This window comes from Paenibacillus sp. Z3-2 (assembly GCF_054161325.1).
Genome location: NZ_CP096397.1, coordinates 3,812,218 through 3,838,180, shown reverse-complemented (window position 1 = coordinate 3,838,180; position 25,963 = coordinate 3,812,218). Strand labels below are relative to the sequence as shown.

Annotated in this window: 24 protein-coding genes; 19 read left to right on the top strand and 5 right to left on the bottom strand. The window is 44.3% G+C overall.

Annotated features, from left to right (window positions below; translation table 11 throughout):
• Positions 1 to 14 precede the first annotated feature (14 nt).
• Positions 15 to 1,478 (top strand): glycoside hydrolase family 1 protein, encoded by a 1,464-nt coding sequence (locus M1D71_RS17190; RefSeq protein ID WP_458122954.1) that lies wholly within the window; start codon positions 15 to 17, stop codon positions 1,476 to 1,478.
• A 164-nt stretch (positions 1,479 to 1,642) separates the two neighbouring features.
• Positions 1,643 to 2,209, top strand: coding sequence for a 5' nucleotidase, NT5C type (locus tag M1D71_RS17185; RefSeq protein ID WP_336764524.1), 567 nt, complete (start codon positions 1,643 to 1,645; stop codon positions 2,207 to 2,209).
• Positions 2,210 to 2,219: 10 nt separating this feature from the next.
• Here the strand turns inward: M1D71_RS17185 and M1D71_RS17180 are convergent, their stop codons facing one another.
• Positions 2,220 to 3,104, bottom strand: a complete 885-nt coding sequence (locus M1D71_RS17180; protein ID WP_458122953.1) for a helix-turn-helix domain-containing protein — start codon at positions 3,102 to 3,104, stop codon at positions 2,220 to 2,222.
• Positions 3,105 to 3,238: 134 nt separating this feature from the next.
• Here M1D71_RS17180 and M1D71_RS17175 point away from each other — a divergent pair, with 134 nt between their 5' ends.
• The 9 genes from M1D71_RS17175 to M1D71_RS17135 all read left to right on the top strand — a co-directional run bounded on the left by M1D71_RS17175 (position 3,239) and on the right by M1D71_RS17135 (position 15,849).
• Positions 3,239 to 5,959, top strand: coding sequence for a family 78 glycoside hydrolase catalytic domain (locus M1D71_RS17175; protein WP_458122952.1), 2,721 nt, complete (start codon positions 3,239 to 3,241; stop codon positions 5,957 to 5,959).
• 128 nt (positions 5,960 to 6,087) lie between these two features.
• Positions 6,088 to 6,564, top strand: a complete 477-nt coding sequence (locus M1D71_RS17170; protein ID WP_458122951.1) for a putative immunity protein — start codon at positions 6,088 to 6,090, stop codon at positions 6,562 to 6,564.
• A complete protein-coding gene (locus tag M1D71_RS17165; protein ID WP_458122950.1) occupies positions 6,545 to 7,078 on the top strand; it encodes a GNAT family N-acetyltransferase in 534 nt (177 codons plus the stop codon). The genes M1D71_RS17170 and M1D71_RS17165 overlap by 20 nt, the downstream gene beginning before the upstream one ends.
• Positions 7,079 to 7,217: 139 nt before the next feature.
• Positions 7,218 to 8,306 carry an acyltransferase gene (locus M1D71_RS17160; protein ID WP_458122949.1) on the top strand — a complete coding sequence of 363 codons (1,089 nt, stop codon included), beginning with the start codon at positions 7,218 to 7,220 and terminating at the stop codon, positions 8,304 to 8,306.
• Between the two features lie 166 nt (positions 8,307 to 8,472).
• Positions 8,473 to 9,033: a shikimate kinase gene (locus tag M1D71_RS17155; RefSeq protein ID WP_458122948.1), complete on the top strand. Its 561-nt coding sequence runs from the start codon at positions 8,473 to 8,475 to the stop codon at positions 9,031 to 9,033.
• 1,475 nt (positions 9,034 to 10,508) lie between these two features.
• Positions 10,509 to 11,348, top strand: a complete 840-nt coding sequence (gene licT, locus M1D71_RS17150) for a BglG family transcription antiterminator LicT (RefSeq protein WP_458122947.1) — start codon at positions 10,509 to 10,511, stop codon at positions 11,346 to 11,348.
• Positions 11,349 to 11,742: 394 nt separating this feature from the next.
• Positions 11,743 to 13,662: a beta-glucoside-specific PTS transporter subunit IIABC gene (locus tag M1D71_RS17145; RefSeq protein WP_458122946.1), complete on the top strand. Its 1,920-nt coding sequence runs from the start codon at positions 11,743 to 11,745 to the stop codon at positions 13,660 to 13,662.
• A 32-nt stretch (positions 13,663 to 13,694) separates the two neighbouring features.
• Positions 13,695 to 15,137 (top strand): 6-phospho-beta-glucosidase, encoded by a 1,443-nt coding sequence (locus M1D71_RS17140; protein WP_458122945.1) that lies wholly within the window; start codon positions 13,695 to 13,697, stop codon positions 15,135 to 15,137.
• A 313-nt stretch (positions 15,138 to 15,450) separates the two neighbouring features.
• Positions 15,451 to 15,849, top strand: a complete 399-nt coding sequence (locus M1D71_RS17135) for a RidA family protein (RefSeq protein ID WP_458122944.1) — start codon at positions 15,451 to 15,453, stop codon at positions 15,847 to 15,849.
• A gap of 120 nt (positions 15,850 to 15,969) precedes the next feature.
• On the opposite strand, the gene M1D71_RS17130 is transcribed toward M1D71_RS17135, so the two are convergent.
• A complete protein-coding gene (locus M1D71_RS17130; protein ID WP_458122943.1) occupies positions 15,970 to 17,127 on the bottom strand; it encodes a S8 family peptidase in 1,158 nt (385 codons plus the stop codon).
• 210 nt (positions 17,128 to 17,337) lie between these two features.
• Between M1D71_RS17130 and M1D71_RS17125 the strand changes: the two genes are divergently transcribed.
• From M1D71_RS17125 to M1D71_RS17105, 5 genes are all read left to right on the top strand, one after another.
• Entirely contained in the window at positions 17,338 to 17,865 is a 528-nt protein-coding gene (locus M1D71_RS17125; protein ID WP_458122942.1) for a GNAT family N-acetyltransferase, read from the top strand.
• Complete coding sequence (locus tag M1D71_RS17120) at positions 17,822 to 18,220, top strand: SMI1/KNR4 family protein (RefSeq protein WP_458122941.1); 399 nt, start codon at positions 17,822 to 17,824, stop codon at positions 18,218 to 18,220. The genes M1D71_RS17125 and M1D71_RS17120 overlap by 44 nt, the downstream gene beginning before the upstream one ends.
• 58 nt (positions 18,221 to 18,278) lie before the next feature.
• The gene (locus tag M1D71_RS17115; protein WP_458122940.1) at positions 18,279 to 19,139 is read left to right on the top strand and encodes a Cof-type HAD-IIB family hydrolase; all 861 of its coding nucleotides are present in this window, start codon (positions 18,279 to 18,281) and stop codon (positions 19,137 to 19,139) included.
• A gap of 131 nt (positions 19,140 to 19,270) precedes the next feature.
• On the top strand, positions 19,271 to 19,453 hold the full coding sequence (locus M1D71_RS17110) for a YjfB family protein (RefSeq protein ID WP_336764538.1): 183 nt from the start codon (positions 19,271 to 19,273) through the stop codon (positions 19,451 to 19,453).
• Positions 19,454 to 20,037: 584 nt separating this feature from the next.
• Positions 20,038 to 20,739 carry a pseudouridine synthase gene (locus tag M1D71_RS17105; protein ID WP_458122939.1) on the top strand — a complete coding sequence of 234 codons (702 nt, stop codon included), beginning with the start codon at positions 20,038 to 20,040 and terminating at the stop codon, positions 20,737 to 20,739.
• Positions 20,740 to 20,850: 111 nt separating this feature from the next.
• Here M1D71_RS17105 and M1D71_RS17100 read toward each other — a convergent pair whose 3' ends face one another.
• The 3 genes from M1D71_RS17100 to M1D71_RS17090 all read right to left on the bottom strand — a co-directional run bounded on the left by M1D71_RS17100 (position 20,851) and on the right by M1D71_RS17090 (position 23,947).
• Complete coding sequence (locus tag M1D71_RS17100) at positions 20,851 to 21,750, bottom strand: DMT family transporter (protein WP_458122938.1); 900 nt, start codon at positions 21,748 to 21,750, stop codon at positions 20,851 to 20,853.
• The gene (locus M1D71_RS17095; RefSeq protein WP_458122937.1) at positions 21,747 to 22,598 is read right to left on the bottom strand and encodes an AraC family ligand binding domain-containing protein; all 852 of its coding nucleotides are present in this window, start codon (positions 22,596 to 22,598) and stop codon (positions 21,747 to 21,749) included. The genes M1D71_RS17100 and M1D71_RS17095 overlap by 4 nt, the downstream gene beginning before the upstream one ends.
• Before the next feature lie 233 nt (positions 22,599 to 22,831).
• Complete coding sequence (locus M1D71_RS17090) at positions 22,832 to 23,947, bottom strand: NADH:flavin oxidoreductase (protein ID WP_458122936.1); 1,116 nt, start codon at positions 23,945 to 23,947, stop codon at positions 22,832 to 22,834.
• Between the two features lie 200 nt (positions 23,948 to 24,147).
• Here M1D71_RS17090 and M1D71_RS17085 point away from each other — a divergent pair, with 200 nt between their 5' ends.
• From M1D71_RS17085 to M1D71_RS17075, 3 genes are all read left to right on the top strand, one after another.
• Positions 24,148 to 24,750 carry a TetR/AcrR family transcriptional regulator gene (locus M1D71_RS17085; RefSeq protein ID WP_458122935.1) on the top strand — a complete coding sequence of 201 codons (603 nt, stop codon included), beginning with the start codon at positions 24,148 to 24,150 and terminating at the stop codon, positions 24,748 to 24,750.
• Positions 24,751 to 24,799: 49 nt separating this feature from the next.
• On the top strand, positions 24,800 to 25,099 hold the full coding sequence (locus tag M1D71_RS17080) for a Dabb family protein (protein WP_458122934.1): 300 nt from the start codon (positions 24,800 to 24,802) through the stop codon (positions 25,097 to 25,099).
• A 69-nt stretch (positions 25,100 to 25,168) separates the two neighbouring features.
• Positions 25,169 to 25,918 (top strand): NRDE family protein, encoded by a 750-nt coding sequence (locus M1D71_RS17075; RefSeq protein ID WP_458127282.1) that lies wholly within the window; start codon positions 25,169 to 25,171, stop codon positions 25,916 to 25,918.
• The last annotated feature ends 45 nt before the right edge of the window (positions 25,919 to 25,963 follow it).

Below are 25,963 nucleotides of genomic sequence, written 5' to 3'. Positions count from 1 at the left end.
AAGGAGAGATACGAATGATCAATCGACAAGGGTTTCCAGAAGGATTTCTATGGGGCGGCGCTATTGCCGCCAATCAGGCTGAAGGTGGATTCGACGTTGGTGGCAAAGGATGGTCCACAGCGGACATGGTTCCTTATTTTGAGAAAAAGGATTATACCAACCTTAGAGAACTGATGCATGTTACCAGTGCAACGGTTGAGAAAGCAATGGCACATCATAGTGCGGAAGGTTATCCGAAGCGTTATGGGATTGATTTTTATCACCGTTTCAAAGAGGATATTGCATTGTTCGCCGAGCTGGGCTTCAAGACATTCCGACTGTCCATCAACTGGCCACGTATTTTCCCGAATGGTTATGATGCCGAGCCGAATGAAGAGGGACTGCGCTTCTATGACGAAGTGTTCGATGAACTCCGGAAATACAATATCGAACCACTTGTAACCCTCTCGCATTATGAGATGCCTATGGCACTTGTCCTGAAATATAACGGCTGGGCTGGTCGCGAAGTGATTGGACATTTTGTGAGATATGCGGAAACCGTGATGACCCGGTACAAGGACAAAGTAAAATATTGGTTGACGTTCAATGAGATTAACACAACCATTATTGAACCTTTTACAGGTGGCGGTATTATTGAAGATCGAGTTGAGAACACGATGCAAGCTTCTTATCAGGCGCTTCATCATCAATTTGTAGCCAGCAGCCTGGTGACAGAGAAAGCACGTCAGATTAACCCGAACTTCCAGATCGGATGTATGCTTGCTCGCATGATTCATTACCCGGCGACATCGAAACCAGAGGATGTGCTGCAAGCTCAGATCGATAATCAGCTAAACCTGCTGCATACGGATGTACAAGTTCGCGGTAGTTATCCAACGTTCATGGCTCGGTACTGGGCAGAGAACGGGATTACGATTGCCATGGAACCGGGAGATGAGCAGATCTTGCGTGAGCATACGGTTGATTTCATCTCGTTCAGTTATTATACATCCCTGGTATCCGCAGTTAATCCTGAGGAATATGGAGTAACTGGAGGCAACCTGTACAGTACGATCAAGAACCCGAACCTGGAGCGTACGGAATGGGGCTGGCAGCTTGATCCGATCGGTCTGCGGGTTGCATTGAAAGAGCTGTATGATCGTTATCAATTGCCATTGTTTGTGGTGGAGAACGGCCTTGGTGCCAAAGATACCGTTGAAGCAGACGGTTCCATCAACGATGATTACCGGATTGATTATCTGAGAAAACATATTACACAAATGAAAGAAGCTGTTATGGACGGAGTAGACCTGATGGGATATACCAACTGGGGAGCGATTGATATCATCAGTGCATCCACTTCGGAAATGTCCAAGCGTTATGGCGTAATCTACGTGGATCAGGATGACAACGGACAAGGCACATTGAATCGGTATAAGAAAAAAAGCTTTGGCTGGTACCAAAAAGTCATTGCCTCGAATGGTGAGAACTTGGAATAGATCAATCTATAAAGGCACCCCGGCGTAGCACCATTGCGGCGCAGGGGCGCCTTTTTATTATAATCTGGCAGAATTCTCTTGAAGGCTAATGGCACTGTAATGTGAAAAAGATGACTTCATAACATTCGGGATGGTATACTGTGTTCGTATTGGGGGGGATAACCATGAAGAAGCCTATTATAGCTGTAGATATGGATGACACGATATGTCATCTGGTCAAGCGGGCTATTTATCACAACAACCTCAACTTCCCGACCCATCCGCTTCGCTACGAGGATATGATCCATTGGGATACATCCCATTTGCGTCATCCGGAGAGCACGCATGATGTATTCTATGGTCGACCGGGTCTGTTCGAGGAATTGGAATTATACGATGAGTATGTAGTAGATGAGATGCGAAAGCTGAACGATGCTTATGATGTCATTGTCGTGACGGCAGCAGAACCACGAACAGTTGTTGAGAAGTGGAACTGGCTTCAGCAGCACATGCCTTTTATAAGCGCAGAACAGTTTATTACATGTAAAAGAAAAAACCTGCTCAGCTTCGATCTGCTCATTGATGATGGAGCACATAACCTGATTCCCGCGCATGAGGATGGCAAGAAGGTCATTTGTATCCCACATCCATGGAATATACAGGAGCGTGAGCGATACAACTTTCCGTTGATGTCTTCTTGGAAAGAGGCCAAGGCTTACATAGATGAAGTGTTACAGGTTGTCAGTGTCTGAAACGTTAATTTTATTGTCCAGAGCGCAGTGCTCTGGATTTTTTGCGATAAGCCAGTGGCGTTTCGCCTGTTATTTTTTTGAATGCAGCGTAGAATGAATCCATATCCCGATATCCGACCAGCTCTGCAATCAGACTGACTTTGTGCTGTGAACTCTTTAGAAGTTCGCAGCTTTTTTGTATACGGAGGTGTTGCAGGTAGCTGCTAAAGGTCTGACCGGTATGTCGCAGAAACATTCGGCCAATCTGCTTTTCGCTCCAGCCGGTTACACGTACCAGATCAGACATCCGAATACGATTGCCTACGTGTTCCTTGATATAGTGAAGGATGTAATCAAAACCGGTGGAATGATTCTCTTCATCATGTTCCTTTTGATAAAGTTGTCTGTAGGTCATCAATACCAACTGGCTCACCAGGGTGTATAACATGGTAGACGAACCGATTCCCTGAACGGATGATTCACGATATAGCTTCACCATTACTTCTTCAATCTGGTCGTTGTGATCCACAACGGAAATATAAGGAACCTGATTTTGTGCCAGATCCATCAGATGTTGAATGATTTCTTTTTCCTGAATGATCGCTGTCAGGGTGTTGATCAGTTCAGCATTAAATAAACAATTATATAGAATTAACGGATGATCGGTTACGTTGGTGCTGACAGGACGAAAGACATGAGGAACGCCGACAGGAATAACAAACAGCATCCCCTTTGTCACCGGAATGACATCTTCACCGATATGATGAAAGCCCTTTCCTTCGGCAACATAACTATACTCAATAAAATCATGTGCGTGAAAAGGAAGCACAAAATCTTCAGAGCAACGATTGACGAAAAGCTGCAGATGGTTATGCAGAAAGTACTCACTTTTCATAAGTTGTACAGATGAATTCACAAGTAACCTCCTTGCAGAGATGGCTGAACTACCGGATGAAATAGTCCTGATTACCGGGTATTTACGACAACAGGATCGATATAATTATATCGTAACCCCGAATGGGAAGCCAAGATGGAAAGGACGATATGCTGATGTTCAACGTTAGTCACCTTCGTTGCGAGTACAAAATTAATCCGATTGGTCTCGACGTAAAATCACCGCGTTTAAGCTGGCAGCTGCAATCCGATCGTCGGAACTGCATGCAATCGGCTTACCAGATTCAGCTGTCGTTGACAGAAGATTTTAAAGTGATTACATGGGATTCAGGAGAACAAAACACGGATCAATCCATACATGTGGAATTAAACTATTTTCAGCCTTCTCCGCGAACGCGATATTACTACCGAATTCGGGCCTGGGATGATGAAGGAAAGGAATCTGGTTGGTCCGAAACGGCTTATTTCGAGATGGGACTGATGGATAGCAACAACCGATGGAAAGCGGAATGGATTACAGCTCAACCAGCGGACGATGCGGAACGGTCATGCCCGCGAATGCGCAAGCAGTTTAATGTGAAACAACCAGTTACGTCTGCCAGAATATATGTGACAGCACTTGGATTATACGAGTTGCATATGAACAACACAAGAGTAGGAGAAGATTATTTTACACCAGGCTGGACTTCTTATCGTAAACGATTACAATATCAAACCTATGATGTAACACATCTACTTCAGGATGGACAGAACATATTGGGCGCTTATCTGGGTGATGGTTGGTACCTAGGATATCTTGGCTGGAACAAAGAACGGGAGATATTTGGTTCGACATCCGCATTGCTGCTGGAATTGCATATGAAATATGCAGATGGTTCGGAGGAATGGATCTTATCTAATGAGGATTGGACGTCTGCTCCAAGTGCCATTCTCATGTCGGACATCTATATGGGAGAGACGTATGATGCACGAAAGGAGTCCGATTGGTCGGATTCTTCTCAAGTGAATTGGTCACCCGTGAACGTACTGGAACATCCGAAAGATATCATCGTTGCGCAGGAGAACGTACCCGTCACCCAAGTCGAACAGCTGCAGCCAATCGCCTTGCTAACATCCCCACAGGGAGATCGTGTAATCGACATGGGGCAGAATATGGTGGGATGGGTGAAATTCAGCATTCAAGGTGAGGCGGGTCATACGGTTGAGTTGCATCATGCAGAGATATTGGATCATGAAGGCAACTTCTACACCGATAATCTTCGCGCTGCCAAGCAGTGTATTCGCTACACCTGCAAGGGGGATGGAGTGGAAACATTTGAACCGCATTTTACGTTCCAAGGGTTCCGATATGTGAAGCTGGTTGGCTTCCCGGAACACGTTCGTCTGGAGGAGTTCACCGGAATAGTGCTGCACTCGAATATGGAGCAAACAGGTCAGTTCTCGTGCTCCAGTCCACTGGTGAACCAGCTGCATCACAATATATTGTGGGGGCAAAAGGGGAATTTCCTTGATGTGCCGACAGACTGTCCACAGAGGGATGAACGGCTTGGGTGGACCGGCGATGCGCAGATGTTTGTCCGCACGTCGTCTTACCTGATGAACACGGCTCCCTTCTTCACTAAATGGCTGCGGGATCTGGAAGCGGACCAGGGAGAAGATGGAGGTATTCCATTCTTCGTTCCGGACCTGAGAAGTTCCACCTCAGAAGGATGGGGAGACACCAGTCATTCTTCTGCCGCTTGGGGTGATGCAGCAGTCATCTGTCCATGGACCATCTATGAGATGTACGGGGATTCCAGGTTACTGGCCGAGCAATATGAGAGTATGAAGCGCTGGATTGAATACATTCACGTACAGGGTGACAATCCATATCTGTGGAACACGGGATTCCACTTTGGCGATTGGCTGGGACTGGACTCCAAGCCCGATAGTTATGTCGGCGCAACGGACACGGACTATGTAGCAACTGCATTCTATGCCTATTCGGTTTCTTTAACTCAAAAAGCGGCTGAGGTCCTTGGAAAGACAGACGATGCTGAATATTACAAGCAATTGCATACGAACATTGTTCATGCGTTTCGAAATGAATTCGTGACTCCAGCCGGCAAAATTGCTGTTCCGACGCAAACAGCGCATGTTCTTGCCCTTCAATTTGACCTATTGGACGCCACTGCTCGTACTCGTGCTGTTGAACAATTGGCAAAACTCGTGAAAGAGGCGGGCAATCATCTTACTACAGGATTCGTGGGTACACCTTATTTGAATCCGGTACTGAGTGATTCAGGTCTTCACGACTTGGCATATACATTACTTTTTCAGAAGGATTATCCGTCCTGGCTGTATCAGGTGACTCAAGGTGCAACGACTGTCTGGGAACATTGGGATGGGATCAAAGAGGATGGCCGTCTCTGGAGTGCTGACATGAACTCATTTAATCACTATGCGTATGGTGCAATTGGGGAATGGTTGTATCTTTATGTTGCGGGAATCCGGTCCGATGAACGTCAGCCAGGGTTCCGAATGGTGCATATCGAGCCGCAACCCGGACCGGGACTGAATTGGGTGGAAGCGAGTCTTGAGACGATGTATGGCCAAGTCGCATCCAGCTGGCACCGACTGGCGGATAACGAAATGGAGATACGGGTGCATATTCCCGTTAATACGAGAGGCACGGTTCGTTTGCCTGGAGCTGGTGGTCAATTGATTCTGGAGCAAGGGAAACCTTTGGAGCAAGTGAGTGAAGTTCAGGATATTCGAAGTATTGGAGACGATACCGAAGTCACACTGGGATCTGGAAGTTACCAATTCACGTACAAATACTTTAATGCGGGGAAGGAAGAGGATGCGCAAGAAGCCAGATTGACAGAGTCTGTATAATAAATAGAATAAGCAGAAAGATGTACATTTGAAGAGGGTCTGCTCACACGCAGATCCTTTTTCGAACTTCCTTAAAGGTGTAATTGTGATTTGGAGCAATGAAAGGTGAACAAAGAAAGGAGCATACCATGGCAAAACCTGCATTCAAAGATTCACCTTTACGTCGTGAAATAGAGGATCTGGCTAAGCAAAAGGACCACCATACACTGGCCTATTGGGCTGCGGAGTGCGCTGAACGTGTCTTGCATATATTTGAGGTACAGCAGTCGGAGGATCGCCGAGCCCGTAATGCCATTGCCGCAGGACGTGGTTGGATCCGTGGTGAGATTACTATGGTTGATGCTCGAAAGGCGGCTTTTGCAGCTCATGCTGCTGCACGGGAATCGGATCATGTCGCTGCCTCAGCTGCATCTCGTGCGGCGGGGCATGCAGCTGCAACTGCCCATGTGAAGGAACATGCGGTACATGCTGGAACATATGCAATGAAAGCTATCTTTTATGACTGCCCGATGGAAGAGCAAGAACAGCGTATCCTGGAGGAGAGAACGTGGCAATATCAATATCTGTTGGGAGGAAGTACGGACCATGGGGGAAGAACACGTTAGATTAATTAAACCATCACTATCGTATAAGGAAGCCTATTTGGCATTTTATGAAGACTGGGTCAAAAGTGGAGAGTTGATGGTACCTTGGGTCATTTCCAAAGATCCTTACGCGTTTGATGAGATGTTGGCATTTTTGCAGCGTAATGAACGAGGGATCGACATCCCGGAAGGCTGGGTCAAAGACAGTACATACTGGCTGGTCACGGAGAGTCATCGAATCGTGGGTGCCGTGAATATAAGGCATGAGCTTAACGACAGACTATACAATAGCGGAGGGCATATAGGATATGGTATTCGTCCAGGGGAGCGGAACAATGGCTATGGTTCCGCAATTCTCAGGTTGTCTTTGGAGAAAACGAGAGAGCTCGGAATCATCAAAGTATTAGTCGTATGCGACGCGATGAATGAGCCTTCCAGAAGGGTTATCCTTCGTAATGGTGGTATCCAGGATGTAGACTATGTAGAATCCAATGGCAACGTTGTAGAACGATTCTGGATAGATAATGTCGAATAATGCGGAATAATGATGTAATATAACGAAAATAATATGCATTATGATTGTATTACCCTCGCGTGCTGATTAAAATAAAGCATAGAATCTGGATTGCGGCCGGAAACTATCGTCCCATATCAGGCATAAGTGAGGTTATTGTATGAATCAACCGGTTAATCGGCCCCGGCGTATTATGTATCTGGATCTCTATCGTGCTTTTGCCATTATGGCAGTTGTAGCCATCCATGCTACTTCAACGGCCGTTGCGCATTATCCCAAGCATACGCTAGATCATGATGTGTATTACTTCTGGAACACATTTCTGCAATTTGCTGTTCCAGCATTTCTGTTCCTGTCCTCTCTGGTCTTGTTCTACAATTACAGTTCCAAGAAGTATGAGAAGGGCTGGATGCAAGCATTTTATAAGAAACGATTATTCTATGTATTCGTACCCTATGTCGTATGGTCTCTTATCTATTTTGCCATCAAACAGCTGCTTGCTGGTAAAGAACCTCTGACACATGGTGTTCAGTTTGCCAAACAATTAGTGATGGGAACAGCCCATACGCATTTGTACTTTTTTCTAATTATCCTTCAGTTTTATATCGTTTTTCCATTGCTTCTGTCACTTACACGTCATCGTTTGTTTAATCGGTACTTGCCATTATTCTTTATTGCGGCTCAGGCCATATTCTACGTATTGCACTTGCAGTTTCACTTTGAACGAACAGGCAGTTTGTTACCCAGTTACCTGATCGTGATCGGATTTGGCGCATGGATTGGGTTGAACTTTGAGTGGGCATTGCAGAAACTGTATACGCACCGTTATGTGCTTATAGCTGCATTGTTGAGCGGAGGTGCCATTTATATATATGGTAATGCTTATATCAAAACCGCTTTCGCTGCTTACCCAGTTGTGGTCTATACGGTGCTGTTCCTGTTCCGAAATCTGTTTACTCTGTCAGCCTGTCTGCTCCTGCTGATCTTCAGTGAACGAATCGGTACAGGAAAACATATCGAGGTTCGTAAAGCTACGCGTGTTCTGGACTCCCTGGGTACAGTTGCGTTCGGTGTATTTTTAATGCACCCACTTGTGTTGCTCTTCTGGAGGCGTGAATTCACAGATGAACTGGCTCAACATTTCAGTCTGGGCATCATATGTTCTTATGTTGTGGCGCTTCTAATTTCATGGGTGTTCGCAATTGGATTGCGCCGGATGAAGTGGGGATGGGTACTGATTGGACGTTAAGTTAGAATAAACATATACAAGTTAAGATAAGAGATTTCAAGCCCTTTAGTGTTGAGGGGATCACTTGAAACCTCTTTTTTATTTGACCTAAAGAAGGTATCATAGATTCTAATGTCCATAAAATTCAATTAATGGAATGAATATCACCTTGGTCAGGAGTGATCGAATGAAATTTGTGATTATTTTTGGTCCGCAGGCTGTGGGCAAAATGACGGTTGGACAAGAACTGGAGAAGATAACGAATCTGAAATTGTTTCATAACCATATGACGATTGAACTGGTAACTCCATATTTCAGTTACGGTACACCGCAAGGCAAAAGACTGGTGGGTCTGTTCCGTCAGGAGATTTTTGAAGAAGTGGCGAAGAGTGACCTGCCGGGTTTGATTTTCACATTTGTGTGGGCGTTTGATTTGGCGAAAGACGGAGAGTACATTCGGCAGATCAGCGAGTTATTCGAATCTAATGGAGGCCAGGTCTGTTATGTGGAACTGGAAGCTGATGCATTGGAAAGACTAGAGCGCAATAAAAGTCCGCATCGCCTGTTACATAAACCAACAAAGCGTGACATCGCGTGGTCTGAGCGAGATTTGCTTGATACGATGAAGCATTATCGATTGAATTCGGAATCAGGGGAAATCATGTATGAGCACTACATCCGAATTGATAATACGCACAAAAGCCCTGAAGAAGTGGCACAGCTGATCCAGCAACGCTTCAACTTATAATAAGGCATCAACGATATCATTCGGAATGGAGGAGATTTATATGGTGAAAAGCATGTTTAGAGAGATTGTTAGCTCGGAAGAAATGTTGAGAGAATTTGGTGGAATACCAAGGGAACTTGTAAAAAAATAAATCGATTACATATCTGGATGAACATTGTCAGCATTTTATAGCTAAATCTCCGTTGGTATTCCTAGCGACGAGTGATGCTTTGGGCTCTTTTGATGTATCCCCCGTGGTGATGCCGCAGGATTCGTTCAGATCCTCGACGGGAAACATCTGATTGTGCCCAAACGTCCGGAGGAACTGCTGCCCAAACCAGCACGAATTATTGCTGCACATGCAAGCCAATTGGGCGTTTCGGAGGGAAAGTAGCCTGAGACCTATGAGAAAAGGTTGTATTAGACCTGACGTTTGAAAAATGAGGGAATACATATGTATGTTATTGTGCTTCTAGTTTTAGGTGTAATCCTTTGTTTATAATATGCGAGATGATATTCGTGCCATCAAAAATCATCTCGGTCTCATGGATAAAGGGGAAGCAGAAGGGTATGTGATAGAAGAACAATTGAGCCAGGTAGATCGATTGGATTCAGATCAGATGGCTTTCATTAATAGAAGAATCGAAGCGGAACTGGAGAAAGAGAGAGAGAGCCATAAACCGTAATCATTGTGATAAAAGGAGAAGAGTATGAATATGAATTTGCATAATGCAGAAGAATACAGTAACCCTGCTTTATATGATCTTGAAAATAACGGATATACCGATGACATTCAGTTTCTGACAAAATGGGCATCTGGGACTAAGGTGTCATTATTGACATTGCGTCGGTAACTCGTTTCAACATTTCCTGACCCATGAAGACCAGGATGGTTTATTATCCTCTGTTAACAGACATTTGGAGCCGGACGGGCTGTTTATTTTTGGCACCCGCTTTCCTAGTGAGGAAGAACTGTTGCAACCACCTACGGAAGAATATTGGAGGAGTTATACTGACGATGATTTGTAGCAACAGGTTGATGTCTATAAGATCAGTCAGTACGATGCCATCTGGCAAATCCAGCATTATACAATCATCAGAAAGATGAAGGATCATGTTGGAATACGGATGAATGAAATCACGACACACATTCGTTTGAGGTATGTATATCCCCAGGGAGATGAGGCGTGCATTGAGGGCGAATGGATTGCACATTGTACATCTTTATAAGGATTGAAAGGGAACACCTTTGACAAAAGACAGTTATGAAATGATATATGTATGCAAAAAAAAAATCATTTATAGTCAAGAATCAATCGATCTCCGGAATAGCTGCATGGAAATAGTGAAATGGACTCATTGATTTTTTTGTTGCATAATGTAGAAAAATGTAATACCATGAACCCACATATAGTTAACATTGAAGTGAAATGGGCAAGGCCAGTAACCTCGTTGGAAGGTATGGTTTGCCTTTTTCTGTATATTGGAGTGATAAAGTGAAAATCGAGAAGGTGTTAAACAATAATGCTGTAGTTGCCATCAAAGATGAACGGGAAGTGATCGTCATTGGTCGAGGCATTGCTTTTCAAAAGCGGGCAGGTGACCTGATTTCGGAGCAGCATATCGACAAGATATTTACTTTACAGAATGAAGATATTCAGGAAAACTTTAAGGTGCTGATCGCGAGTATCCCTCTCGAATATATGAAAGTATCCGAGGAAATCATCGCTTACGCCAAGTTGAAACTTGGCAAGAAATTGAATGAGAGCATTTACTTGCATCTCACAGATCATATTCACTTTGCCATTGAGCGGTATCGCAAGAATCTGCCCATTCGTAACGGCTTAATCTGGGAGACGAAGCAGTTGTACAAAGAGGAGTACGAAGTCGGAATGGAAGCGCTCAACATGATCTGTGATCAGTTTGGTGTGATCTTGCCTGAGGACGAAGCCGGTTTTATGGCACTTCATTTCGTGAATGCAGCTTTGAACGAGGAAATGCCCAATATCAAGAGTATGACGCAGGTCATGCAGGAAATCTTGACGATCATCAAGTATCATTTCAAGATTGATTTTGATGAGAACTCACTGACATTTTATCGATTTGTGACGCATTTGAAGTTTTTCGCCCAACGTTTGGTGAAGGGAAAACATTACAAGAGTAACAACGATGAGGAATTGTTCCTGATGATTCAGAAAAAGTATCCAGCAGCGCACAAATGCTCGGAGAAAATTAAGAAATTCATTGACAGCAACTACACGTATCAATTATCTGACGAAGAATTAATGTACTTAACGATTCATATTGAGAGAGTTGTGAATGCAACTTCTGAATAATCCCATGCCACGGTTATTATTAATTCTGCTTTGGTGCGCAATGATATATGAGAAGTGGATGTAATGAAGAAAAAAAGGGTTGCAAATGTAGTTCGGATGTACTATGATGAGTTCAAGAAGTAAGCGCATACATTAATCGGATTGTAACTGTTCAATCAGGCAATTCCGACCTTCCTCAGCCTTGAGGATATGGGATGCAACTTACCTTCGCTATCCAAATAATTAAATACCAATGTGTACAGCCTTACAGGGTTGCAACCGTTAAGGGCAAAACCTGAATTGCTGAATAACACGACTGATTTCCGGACGATCCGGTATGTTGTGTATGTTCAGTGGTTCAGGTTTTCTTTGTTTCAAAAGTCATGGGGAGTCTACTTAGAGAGGGAGAATTACAATGAGCAACTACGATCAATTGGCTAAGGACATTCTGTCACGTGTAGGTGGTCGCGAGAACGTAAACAGTGTATTCCATTGCGTAACAAGACTGCGGTTTAAACTGAAAAATGAAAGCGTAGCCAAAACGGAAGAACTTAAAAACCTGCCAGGTGTTATTACCGTCATGCAAAGTGGTGGACAATATCAAGTCGTGATCGGCAATGAAGTGCCGGATGTATATAAAGCAGTCGTTAAAGTAGGGAATTTCCCAAGTGAAGGACAAGTTGAAGAGGAAGCGGACAACTCCGGTAAAAAAGTAAGCTTGTTCAGTCGCTTTATCGACATGATCTCGGGTGTGTTTACTCCATTGTTGGGACTGTTAGCCGCAACAGGGATGATCAAGGGTTTTAATGAGATGTTTGTGTCCTTTGGTTGGATAACTCAGGATTCCGGAACGTATCAGTTATTGAAAGCAACAGGTGATAGCCTGTTCTACTTCTTCCCGATTTTCCTGGGCTACACTGCAATCAAGAAGTTTGGGGGTTCTCCGTTCCTGGGGATGGCCATCGGTGCCTCTCTCGTGTATCCAACGTTAGCCGGGCTTAAAGCAGGCGATCCGCTATACACTTTGTTTGCAGGAACCTTGTTTGAATCACCTATCCACATTACGTTCTTGGGTATGCCGGTGATCTTGATGGAGTATTCTTCATCGGTTATTCCAATCATTATTGCGACATTCGTAGCTGTGAAATTAGAAAGATTCTTCAAAAACGTTATTCCAAAAGTAGTAAGTACATTCCTTGTACCATTCTTCACTCTGCTTGTTATCGTTCCTGCAACATTTTTGGTCATTGGGCCGATCTCCACATGGGCAGGACAATTGATTGGTGCTGGTGCAACTAGCATTTATGAATTAAGCCCTATTGTTACAGGGCTGGTTATCGGTGGATTGTGGCAAGTGTTCGTATTGTTTGGACTCCACTGGGGACTGGTTCCAGTCGCACTTCTCAATCTTAGCACGATAGGTGCAGATCCAGTTATAGCAATGTCGTTCGCTGCTTCTTTTGCTCAAATCGGTGCTGTACTTGCTGTGTTGCTCAAAACTAAAAATACGAAACTCAAAACACTTAGTGTTCCAGCATTTATCTCCGGTATATTTGGGGTAACTGAACCTGCTATCTATGGTGTTACGCTTCCATTGAAAAAACCGTTTATCATGAGCTGTATTGCTGGTGGTATCGGAGGCGGTATTCTTGGGTATGCAGGCTCGAAGTTATATATGATTGGCGGACTCGGGGTATTTGGATATCCAACGTTCATCAATAAAGAAACAGGTTTGGATTCAACGTTCTATATGGCCATCGTTGCAACACTGGTTGCATTTGTTCTTGGTTTTGTCCTGACTTATGTTGTTGGATTCAAAGATCCGGTGGAAAAAGTCGCTACACCAGCTCCAGCACCTGTGCTTGATCCAAATCCGAACAGCAGATACGAAATCGTCAGCCCAATGGCTGGTGAAGTCGTTGCACTGAACGAAATTAATGACGTAACGTTTGCAGGAGAGCATATGGGTAAAGGGATTGCAATTCGTCCAACCAGTGGTAGAGTGGTATCTCCAATTACAGGTATTGTACAAACCGTATATCGTACGAAACATGCCATTGGTCTTGTCAGCGATGATGGTGTAGAGATGCTGATCCATATTGGACAGGATACGGTGAAGCTGAAAGGTCAACATTTTACAACACATGTAAAAGACGGAGACCGCGTTAACGCCGGTGACCTGATTGTTGAGTTTGATCTGCAAGCCATTAAGGATGCAGGGTATGAGACGGTTACACCGATCATTGTCACCAATACTTCGAATTACCTGGACGTTGTAGGAACCAAAGACGCATCCGTTCATGAGAAAGATAAATTGATTACCGTATTAAGCTAATTGAAAATACAAAGGTTAGGAGGAACTCCTCAATGAATGAAAAGTGGACAGCCTTCCCGGAGAATTTTCTCTGGGGAGGAGCAACCGCAGCGAATCAATTGGAAGGTGCTTATCTGGAAGGTGGGAAAGGGTTAACAACCGTAGATTTGATTCCGATTGGTGCCAATCGATGGAATATTGCTCTGGGTAATCTGGATTCGTATGTACCAAAAGAGGGGGAATTCTATCCTTCACATGAAGCCATTGACTTCTATCATCGATATAAGGAAGATATTGCGTTATTTGCAGAAATGGGATTCAAGTGCCTCAGGCTTTCCATTGCCTGGGCACGGATTTTCCCTAATGGCGATGAAGTGGAGCCGAACGAAGCAGGATTGCAATTTTATGATGATGTCTTCGATGAGTTGTTAAAATACAATATCGAACCTGTTGTGACGATCTGCCATTTCGATGTACCTGTACATCTGGTGGAAACGTATGGCGGTTGGAAAAATCGCAAAATGATCAGTTTATTTGAGAAATATGCGACAACGTTATTCAATCGATACAAGAATAAAGTGAAGTATTGGATGACATTTAACGAAATCAATATGTTGCTGCATCTTCCGTATATTGGAGCGGGCATTGTTCTTCAGGATGGTGAAAATAAAGAACAGGTTCTGTATCAGGCAGCACATCATGAATTGGTAGCGAGTGCACTTGCTGTTAAGGCTTGTCATGAGATCATTCCTGGTGCACAGATTGGTTGTATGTTAGCCGCTGGAATGGTCTATCCATACAGCTCTAACCCGGATGACGTGTGGAAGGCCATGGAGAAAGATCGTGAATCGTTCTTCTTCATCGACGTGCAGTCGAAGGGAGCATATCCGGGTTACACGAAAAGATTTTTCAGAGAAAATGACATTCGGATTGACATGCAACCGGAAGATGCAGATATCTTGATGCAGAACACGGTCGATTATATCGGTTTTAGCTATTACGCAAGCCGGTGCACCAGTACAGACCCTGAGATTTTGAAAGATTCGACAGAAGGCAATGTATTTGGTTCGGTAAAGAACCCTTATCTGCAAGCTTCCGAGTGGGGATGGACCATTGATCCCAAAGGACTCCGGATTACATGTAATCAGCTTCATGACCGCTATGGTAAACCTTTGTTTATTGTAGAAAATGGACTTGGCGCTACAGATGTACTGCTTGACAACGACTCCGTAGAGGATGACTATCGCATCGAATATTTAAATAGTCATTTTGCCGAGATGGCTGAAGCGATTCAAGACGGGGTAGAGCTCCTGGGTTACACAAGTTGGGGGCCGATCGATCTGGTCAGTGCGGGTACCGGAGAGATGAAGAAACGTTATGGTTATATCTATGTAGACAGAAACAATGATGGCACGGGCTCACTTCGCAGGGTGAAAAAGAAGAGTTTTCACTGGTACAAAGATGTCATTGCGAGTAATGGCGCACAATATTTCTGATACAAGGTGTTCGACGTTATGGAAAAGACAAAGAGCAGTCTCGTTATTACGGGATTGCTCTTTGTTTATAAGGGAATGAAATTTGACCCATGATATAGCTATTAGATATAATAAATAAATCAAGATAATCTTGTCACTTAAGAAGGGGGAGCATCCAATTATGAAGAAAAAATCGCTTGCGTTTATATCTTCGGGATATGGATACTCCACTGCTGTCTTTTTCTAGAATTTTTTCCAAGGGTGAGGTCTGCCCAAAATCGGAAGAAACTAGGAAATAACGCAGAAAAATCTTAGGAATGACGAGGTAATCAAAATGAAAAACGACAAAATTACTAGAACCAATCCATCCAATATGCCAGCTCCAGTAGGACAGTACACGCATATTACAAAAATCCCAAGGAACGCAGAGCTATTTGTAACTTCGGGTCAGATTGGAGCAGATCTTAGCGGACGCTTTCCTGACAGTCTGAATGAGCAAGTCACTAATACATTCAACAATATTAAAACAGTGCTCGAATCTGAGCGTTTAGATGCTGAACATATTATCAAAGTGAACGTATGGGCTACCGAGAAAATCGATTGGGATTTCTTTTATGCCGAGAGGGGACAGTTATTCGGTAATGATTATCCTGCAATGACGATTGGATATATTACGGAGTTGGGTCTGCCAGAGATAAAAATTGAGATTGAGCTTTGGGCAGCAAAAGTTTAACATCGAATACATTTCATCCAAACCAAGGACATCTAACGTATAGATGTTCCTTGGTTTTTTAATTTGTGGAAAATAGAAGGGGATGCTCGCTCCATGCAATCATGATCGAGAGTAGGTGCATTATGGTACCTGCAAGCTCTGATAGGCATTCAGTCGACCATACGTCCAATAGATCCCGGAGCCGGATACCGGATCAGAAGCGAAGCACAGCGCATCCCGAATCTGAGCATTTGTTTTCCCACGTGCAGCGAGAAGTGCAGCCACTCCAGCCACATGAGGGGCAGCCATGGATGTTCCGCTAAGATAGGCATAGGAACCACCTAGGTATGTGGACAGAATGGTATCACCCGGTGCAGCCATGTCCACCCAAGAGCCGTAGTTGGAGAAATTGGATTTGAGATCGGAAGGATTGGTAGAAGCGACGGCAATTACGTTGGGATAAGATGCGGGTACGATGGGGAAAGAAGTGTTGTCATTACCGGCTGCAGCAATAATCACGGCTCCACGATCCCATGCATACTGTACGGCAGCTTGAAGGAAAGCATCTCCCATCGGTCCACCCAGACTCAGGTTAACAACCTGAACACCATTATTGGCAGCGAAGACAAGCCCGTTACCGACATTGCCTACCGTTCCTTGCCCGTTGTTATCCAGTACACGGAGCGGAACGATGGATGCGAGTGGTGCAACGCCTGCGATACCCACACCGTTGTTGGTGACGGAGGCAGCAATCCCGGCTACATGGGTGCCGTGGCCGTTTCCATCCTCGGGAATGTTATCATAATCAACATAATCGTAACCGGGGAGGAGCTTGGAGGCCAATTCCGGATGGTTCAGCTGTACACCTGTATCGATAATGGCGATTTTGACAGAGCTGTTGCTTTGCGTAATGTCCCATGCAGCCGGTGCATTAATTTTTGACAGATTATACTGATAAGGAAAGAATGGATCATTAGGGGTGAACGAAGCCTCCACGAGGTAATTGGGCTCTGCATGTTCAATTAGCTCATGATCTTTGTAATGTTTGAGCATTCTGTGCATTTTTTTACGGGATTCCATGCGGTACCAACCTAAATCTTTATAGGTCTCAGCGACCTTACATCTACCTTTTTTGTGCAAAGAGTGCATCTCATCCTCGGTTGTATTTTCCTTGAATTTGATTAGGAGCTGGTTTGGCGCGTGAGGATGAAACTGGCTCTCTGCCTGATGGTCCAGATAACGATACACGTACCCGATTGCTAGCAAGATGGTAGCAAAAATACCTAACCAAAACCACATGAGCGTTTCCCCCTCCAATTGAGAATATGACACGCCTTATCGTATGCGAACTCTATCAGACTGCGCGGGCACTCTTTCAATTTGGATAGTAGTGTAGATAGATTGATTGGGCGAGGTAATTTCGGTAAGATGAAATGAAGAGAGCGGATCTGGCATGGAACAAGATCAGGAAAGGCCGAAAGGCAGCTTTCAATACACAGGATAAGGAACGTGGATTTTTTGACACAACTTCAGATACCGACAGTAGCACCTGTTCAGGCACATCAGATTCATGATGCGATTCATTTTGCCATGCGTGTACGCAGAGAAGTGTTTCCCATGATGGATCATACGAGATTACCTGTGGACTTTGAGCAGTTCAGAGAACACTATCTGGACTCCGACGATGCGATCTTTCTCGTTGCAATGGTGGGGGATGTGAACATCGTCGGTTCTATTGGGATTTTGCCATATGATGGACGTATTGAAGCCGTGCAAGGTCGATATGCAGCTCAATCGGCTGCCGAAATAGTAAAATGTTATGTAGATCCCGCGTATCGTAGGTTCGGTATTGGTTCGATGCTGGTGAACGAACTGGAGAACGTGGTGAAGGATATGCACTATACGACGCTGTATTTGCATACCCATCGCTTCTTGCCAGGGGCCGTGGATTTCTGGAAACGTCAGGGCTACACGATTATTACCGAGCAGGACGATGACTGGCAGACGGTACATATGGACAAGTTGGCACGTAAGTGACTGCTTTCCGTTACCTCCTTCCTATCGCTGGTGGCTTCTGAATTATGGCGAAGCGATGTTAAGCGGAACAGAAATTCTGACCATTACGTCTCCAGAACACCGAGAATATACGGACACTGACATTTTGTATATATACCGACTTACCGATGAAGACGCGAAGAAGGAAGGGAAGCTTGCGCTGTTTGTACCGGACGAGGATGAATATTACTATTTTGATACGCGGACGGCTGATCACCTTGGGGAGTACAAAGTGATGCGTTTGGATTACTTTAATGGAGAACCTGAAGTATACGCGGATTCTTTTGCCGGATTTTTGGAGAAATTGATTGATCAGCGAACACCTCGGAATCGGTAAATTGGTATTAAAAACAGAGACATGACATATATGAGATACATGATGGGGGCAAAAACAGATGCAAGAAACGAACCGGAAAATTGTTTTTATTGATATTGATGGCACATTGGTTGACGATGACGGAAATATTCCGTTGTCAGCACAGAAGGCTTGCAAACAGGCGAGGGAGAATGGACATCTACTATATTTGTGTACAGGTCGCTCCAAGGCAGAGATCTATGATTCCATCTGGGATGTCGGATTTGACGGTCTGATTGGTGCAGGTGGAGGCTATGTGGAATTTGGCAAGGACGTGCTTTATCACAAAAGGGTAACAGCGGAAGATGTTCGCCATATGGTCGATTTCTTCAATGAACACGGTATTGATTTCTACCTTGAATCCAATTCGGCATTGTATGCGAGTAGCAATCTGCAGTCTCATTTGGAACGCCGCATCTACGGTGATGTGGAGAATGATCCTGTAGCCAGAGAGAAGAAGGAACTGAAGCCGCACCCGTTTATTGCCGGATTGACATATGGAGAGGCCGATCTGTACAAGGATGACGTGAACAAAGTATGTTTCCTGGAGAGCTCAGTTATCCCGTTCGACCGAATAAAGCAGGAGTTTGCAGGGAAGTTCGAAGTCATTCAATGCACCGTGCCGATCTTTGGTGAAGGAAGCGGTGAACTGATGATCCCTGGTATTCACAAAGCCGTTGCGATTGCAGATCTGTTGGAGCATCTAGACATGTCCCAGGAAGACACATTCGCCATCGGCGATGGCATGAATGATGCAGAGATGCTGGAATTTTGTAACGTCGGAATTGCTATGGGCAACGCGAAGCCAGGTCTGAAAGCCATTGCGGATGATATTACTGGAACCGTTGAGGAAGATGGATTGTATCATAGTTTTGTGAAGTATGGATTGATTGAGGGGTAAGTAAACGAGTAGACTCCATGAAGTCCGCTTACAAATTAGCAGAGTTGTGATATTCCTTCAACATTTGCTCCTCTCTGTCCGATATATAATAAGTACACCTATGTGATCAGAAAGTGAAAGGAGTGCAGAACATGGATATTGCAGCTTTATCAATGGCGATGAGCCAAGCTTCAGTAGTGCAATCGGCCAGCTTGCAAGTGATGTCAATTACAAAAGACATGGCGCAGCAACAAGGCCAGCAGATGGCGGAAATGTTAAAGTCAGTGCCTGCTCCTCACCCTAATCTGGGTGGTAGTCTGGATATTTCAGTATAGGCAGATTAGAAGGATGCATTCTTGTGTAAACATTGCAGCAAGCAAAGCTCAAACAGCTCCAATTCTAACGAATTGAGGCCGTTTGGGCTGTTTATTTTTCAATCTCACGGCTAAACAGGGAAGGGCTGAGAGCGAGCCCCTGCCGAGAAAAAAATCAGATGGGCATGAACTGAGCTCTATTGCAACTGAATCATTTAACCTAAGGTGTAGATACTAAGCAGTCTGTACGAAAAATATCCATCCAATGGCGCTTCAGCAGAGGCGGGACCCTAATTCTGGTTCGGATGATCAGGATCAACTGTAATTTGAGTCATGTGGTACATGGAAAACGCCTTCTTTTCACGTAATGTCGTGCTCTGTGTCATAGTAACCAATAGAGTGCAGAGGGTACTTTTTGAGAGTGTTCATTATCATTTTGCTTTTTTATGTACTTTCGGTTAACAATCCATTGCTTCGTTACATTATAAGTGAGATGATGTGGAATGAAAATCAGTACAAGGTACTAACTCGTTGTACGAATCGAATGAACGTACCAGCACTTAAAGGAACCAGTGGCAATACTATAGATGAGAAGCGGTGGAACAATGTTAATTAACAAATACATAAGTGAAACGGGATTCTGCTCCCGCAGGGAAACGAACCGATTAATTGCAGCTGGACGCATAACGATCAATGGCAGAGTATGTGAAAAAGGGGCGGATGTTGAACCACACGATGTGGTATTCATTGATGGAAAGGAAATTCCTCGTAATGAGAGCGAACCTGTATATATTGCTCTAAATAAACCCATCGGTATTGTCTGCACTGCAGCAGAACACGTAGAGGGGAATATCATCAAATATATGAATTATCCTTCTCGCATATTTGCTATAGGCAGGCTGGATAAGGCATCTGAAGGGTTGATTTTGCTAACGAATGACGGAGGCATTGTGAACAAGATGATGCGTTCGGAGCACAATCATGATAAAGAATATGTAGTGACTGTAGATAAACCCATAACGGACGAATTTGTACAGTCCATGTCCGGAGGGGTTGAAATTTTGGACGTGGTGACCAAGCCCTGCGAAGTGTATAGGCAAAGTGAAGATGTATTTCGTATTATTTTGACACAGGGTCTCAACCTGCAGATCCGCAGAATGTGTAAAGCTTTGGGGTATCGCGTGTTGAAGCTGGAGCGCGTCCGAATTATGAATATTACGCTGGATCAACTGGAGCGGGGGCAGTGGCGTCATCTGGAACAAGAGGAACTTGAGATTCTGCTGTCTCAATTACATGAGATAAAATGAGTTCTGCTGCATGTCAACGCAACGGTGTTCAGACGCAATTAACGTTTATAACAGTAAAAAAGAATTAGACACTAACCCCTACGTGGATTAGTGTCTTTGTTGTTGAATGGCTTACCTTTTTCGCTCTGAAATGTAAGATCCGAATAAGGTTAAGAACGCCCCGAGTATAATCACCCAGGTTATCCGTTCCTGAAGAATCAGTGCAGATGACACGACAGTAATGACAGGAACCAGATAGATGTAGACACTCGTTTTGATAGCGCCAAGAACATTAACGGCTCGGTTCCAGGTCACGAAACACAACGCGGAGGCACCCAGGCCGAGATATAGAATATTGGATAGATTGGTCATATTCGTGAAGCGTCCGAGATCCCAATGGAATTCAAATAGGAACAGAGCTGGTAACATGAAGATCAGGCCATAGAAGAACACTTTGCGAGTGGCACCGATGGTGTGATAACGAAGCTCGCCAATTTTACGCATCAACACAGAATAAATTGCCCATACCGCAGGTGCTATGAAAGCAAGAAGATCACCTAGCGGATTGAGTTGCAGAATGAAACTGCCGTTCAATGCGATGAGTATGATGCCGCTCAGGGCAATCCCGAATCCGATGAGAAAGCGGCGAGTTAACTTTTCTCCATCCAGGAAAAAATGTGCGAGGACGGCAGTAAAGAATGGGGCGATGGAGACAATTACTCCCACATTGGAAGCCGTTGTGTACACCAGTGCTATATTTTCGATGAGAAAATATAACGTCACTCCGCATATGCCTGCTCCGATAAATAACCATTCTTCTCTGAATGATGCGATCCGCAGTGAACGTGGATAGATTAGCAACAATACCAAATACCCGATCAGAAAGCGGAAAAATAGAGTTTCCACTGGAGTAAAGTCAATCAGCAAAACCTTGGTCGAGACAAACGTAGTGCCCCAGATCAGTATAGTAAACAAAGCGAGTAAATGTCCGGTAGAGGCTTTAGTGTTTTGATGGCTAAGATGGCTTGTCATACGATGTTATCGGTGGTGCGTTTCGGTTCTGTGTCATGATTGAAGATACGTCTGTATTGCTTGGGTGTCAGCCCAATTAGTTTTTTGAAAAAATTCGTAAAGTGGCTTTGATCACTGAATCCCGTCTGCGCGGCCACTTCAATCGGAAGCTGGCCTTGTTCCAACAGCCGTTTGGCTTGGTTAATACGAATTGTCTCCAAGTAGCGGTAAGGTGATATCCCCTTCTGGCGAGTGAATAAACGTAGCAGATGATATTTGCTCATCTCCGTCAAGTTGGCTAACTCGTTCAACGAGATGCTCTCCATGTAATGAGATTCTATGTAATCACATATGCGTCTGATCTCAGTAGTCACATCCTGTGTTGCAACGGGTGGTTCAGCATCCGAATAATCTCTCAGCAATTGATCCAGCAGAAAGAGTAACAATTCTTCTTTGCAAAAATCGGATTGCTCCTCCAGAATGATCTGATGCAGCTCATGTAGGGAACCAACAAGTTCACTCTGGTAGAGAACGGTAGAGGTAAACCGTGGCAAGTAAGCTTGTCCAGTAATCTCTTTCACATATTCTCGCATAACGTCAGGCTGGACGTTAATACAGCGATAATCGAGGGTTCTTCCATCGACCTGTTCGCAGGCATGAGGATCATGTGGATTAAAGACAATCATGTCTCCGCTATTCAGAATATATTCTTCGTTGTTGCAAACGAGGTGTCGTTTGCCTTGCTCAATGAATCCAATGACGTAATAGTCATGAAAATGATTGGGGAACTTCTGCATAATGCCTTCAAATTGATAAGCTTCCAGCTGTAGATCAGTATCAAATACCACAGTTCGAACTTCCCGAGTCATGATGCACCTTCTTTCTGGTATGTTAACGTCATTATAGGATGTAAAGAAGGAGTTTTCTTGAACGATATTGCTGTTGTTCGAAGGGTTTGATCGGACAGATATCTCCAAAAACAAAATACTCGCAATCCCCGGGGGAAAGCGAGCCCTTTGCTTAGTATAGTTGATTCACGAGTTCAAACCTATATAATGAGACCAAATGTTTCTGAAACAATACGTAATTTATTTTAATTATTTTAATGTAGTGTAGCCAGTGCTTCAGGTGTAAAAGGCTGAATCTCGGATACGCGGCCTTCGCGTATTTTAACGGCCCATGCCGGGTCACCAAGGAGCGCACGTCCCACAGCTACCAGATCAAATTCCTGATGATCCAATCGCTTCATAAGTTCGCTCATACCTGGATGCTTTGTTTCATCTGCTCCAGCTTCAGGCTCGTCTGGCATACCCACAGAACCAACGGTAATTGTGGTTCGGCCACTCAGTTTTTTTACCCATCCGGCGAATCCAAGCTCAGATCCTTCAAACTCGGGCTCCCAGAAGCGTCGTGTCGAGCAGTGGAAGATATCTACACCTGCATTAACCAATAAGCTGAGAAATTGCCCCAGTTGTTCGGGTGTGTCGAACAGTCTGGCATGATAATCATTCATTTTCCATTGGGAGATCCGCATCGCAATAGGAAAATCAGGACCTACCGCAGCCCGGACTGCCTTAACAAGTTCAACCGCGAATTGTGTTCGTTTCTGGAGGTCGCCACCGTAGCGGTCCGTTCTCCTATTCGTTGTTTTCCAGAAAAATTGATCGATCAGAAAACCATGAGCACCGTGGAGCTCAATTCCATCAAAACCAATGCGTTGTGCATTAACTGCTGCATCTGTATAAGCTTTAATTACAGTTATAATCTCTTCTTCCGTCATAGGCTCACTTACCTGATTACCTTCTATATCAACTCCCGATGGACTTAGAGATGCAGCTTCCGGGTGTGGTTGAGATCCTGAAGGACGAACGATTCCCATATGTAAAATCTGAGGGAAAATCTTGCCGCCGGCGGCATGGACTTGTCGAACTACTTCAGCCCAGCCTTGAAGAGCTGCTTCTCCATACATATGAGGAATTCTAGGCTCACTTGATGCAGATGGATGTTCAATGGTTGCACCTTCTGTAATAATTAAGCCAACACCTTGCTCAGCACGTCGACGATAATAAGCTGCTACATCGGCTCCCGGGACACCATCCGGGGAAAAAGCGCGAGCCATAGGGGACATGACAATTCGTGAGGACAGGTTTAATTTTTGAACGGTGTATGGTTGAAACAGAAGCTCCGTAGAAATAACGTTATGTTGTTGATTACTCAAACTAAGCACCTCCATTATGTTGCACCTTCAAGCGGGTACGAGTGCAATCTTAACAAGGTCTATAGGCATGCTCAACCAACAATCGGAGCATTTTGTTGCTTAAGCGAAAGACTCGGATTATTGTATTGTGTCTGAGAACTTACTTTCACTTGTTGAACAAATAGCACTTATCTATAATGAAGGAGTCTAGCCAAAATATTTTGTGTACGAAGGAGGATTGGGACTCTGGTGTATTGTCTCCAAACTCGAATGATCCGCGTGTAATTCGCACGCGTCAATTAATTCTTGATGCGTTTTTAAACCAATTGAATCTTAAAAACTTCAGTAGTATTACCATTCAGAATATTACAGAACAAGCCACAATCAACAGAGCTACATTTTACGCCCATTTTCAGGATAAATATGCGTTGCTCGAAGCTTTGTTATCGGATGCGTTTATGGAATATGTAACAAAAAGAGTCGATTCGGAAGCCCGATTGTCAGCCGAGACCATGCAGCAGCTTATATATTCGTTATGTGACTACCACGTCTCAAGCAATGAGTGCATCAAAAAATATGATACAGTAGCACCGATTATTGAAGAGAATATCAAAACGCAGCTGGAGCAGTTCCTTCTTCAATTCATGCTGCAAGGAGCGAGAGAAGTAGATCTTAAAACGCTGAAAGCTACTGCGACTATGTTAAGTTGGTCGATCTACGGAATAACGTATCGATGGAGTATCGAAGGAAGACAGGAATCCCCTGCTGACTTAGCCAAGAGAGTGGTACCCTATATGATGGGCGGATTGGAATTGTTGAATTAATTTCAGTTAACGAATACGATTCGGAATGCACAATAGGAGGAATAACAAGATGGTAGAACATTTGGTTGTTTTTAAGTTTAACAATAAAATCACATTAGCCAAGCAACAGGAACTGGTGGCTCAATTGCTCGCGTTACAGGAACAGATTCCAGGAATTGTCTCGCTGACCGCGGGAATCAATACTACGGAGGAAACGGATCGTATCCAAGGTTACACGATTGGCTTGCGAGTGACGTTTGAAGATCAGGAGGCATTGCGCGCTTATGGTCCACATCCAGCTCATCAGGCTTTTGTAGCTTCGCTAGATGGTTGGGTGGAAGATGTAATTGTGGTCGATTATGCTATATAAAGCCCCGATATCGAGGTTTGACGAATATAGGAGTTGAAATCCCAATGTTTAATTTTATTTGCTTACAAAATGAATTCGAAGTATCCACTTATATTGGGATCAAATAGGGATGAATTCTATCACAGACCTACAGCACAAGCTCATTTTTGGGAAGATTATCCTCATATTTTGGCTGGCCGGGATTTATCGAAAATGGGAACCTGGATGGGCATAACCACAGGTGGGCGTCTGGCTGCTGTCACGAATTATCGTGATCCGAATGAAGAGGGACATGCCAAGTGCTCCAGAGGAGATCTGGTTGCTGATTTTTTAAAGGGAACGTCCACACCTGAGCAATATATGCAACGTGCGCAGCAAAATCGCAATGATTATCCTGGCTACAATTTGTTGGTGGGTGATCCTGAAGACTTCTATTATTATTCTAATGTGGGCAATGTCGTGATGAAGTTGAAACCGGGAATATACGGGATTAGTAATCACTTGATCAATACAGATTGGCCCAAGGTGAAACGCGGAAAAGAAGAATTGAGGAAAATCATCAACCGGGAGGGAGAAGGTACCCTGACGGAGCAAATATTAGATTTGCTGCAAATGGCAGACCCTCCAGTGGATGAGCTTCTCCCTCATACAGGTGTTCCATTGGAATGGGAACGTTTGCTTTCTCCCATATTCGTTAAAAGTGATAAATTCGGCTATGGGACCAGAGCTTCATCCGTTGTCCTCATGACCAAAGAAAAAGTATTGTTTACAGAGAGGGTTCATCAGAACGGAGAGGTAATGGAGCAGCGTTTAGAGATAGAGTACAACTTCCGAAAATAGAAACAGGTCATGTCGAGATATTACTTCTCAACATGACCTGTTCTA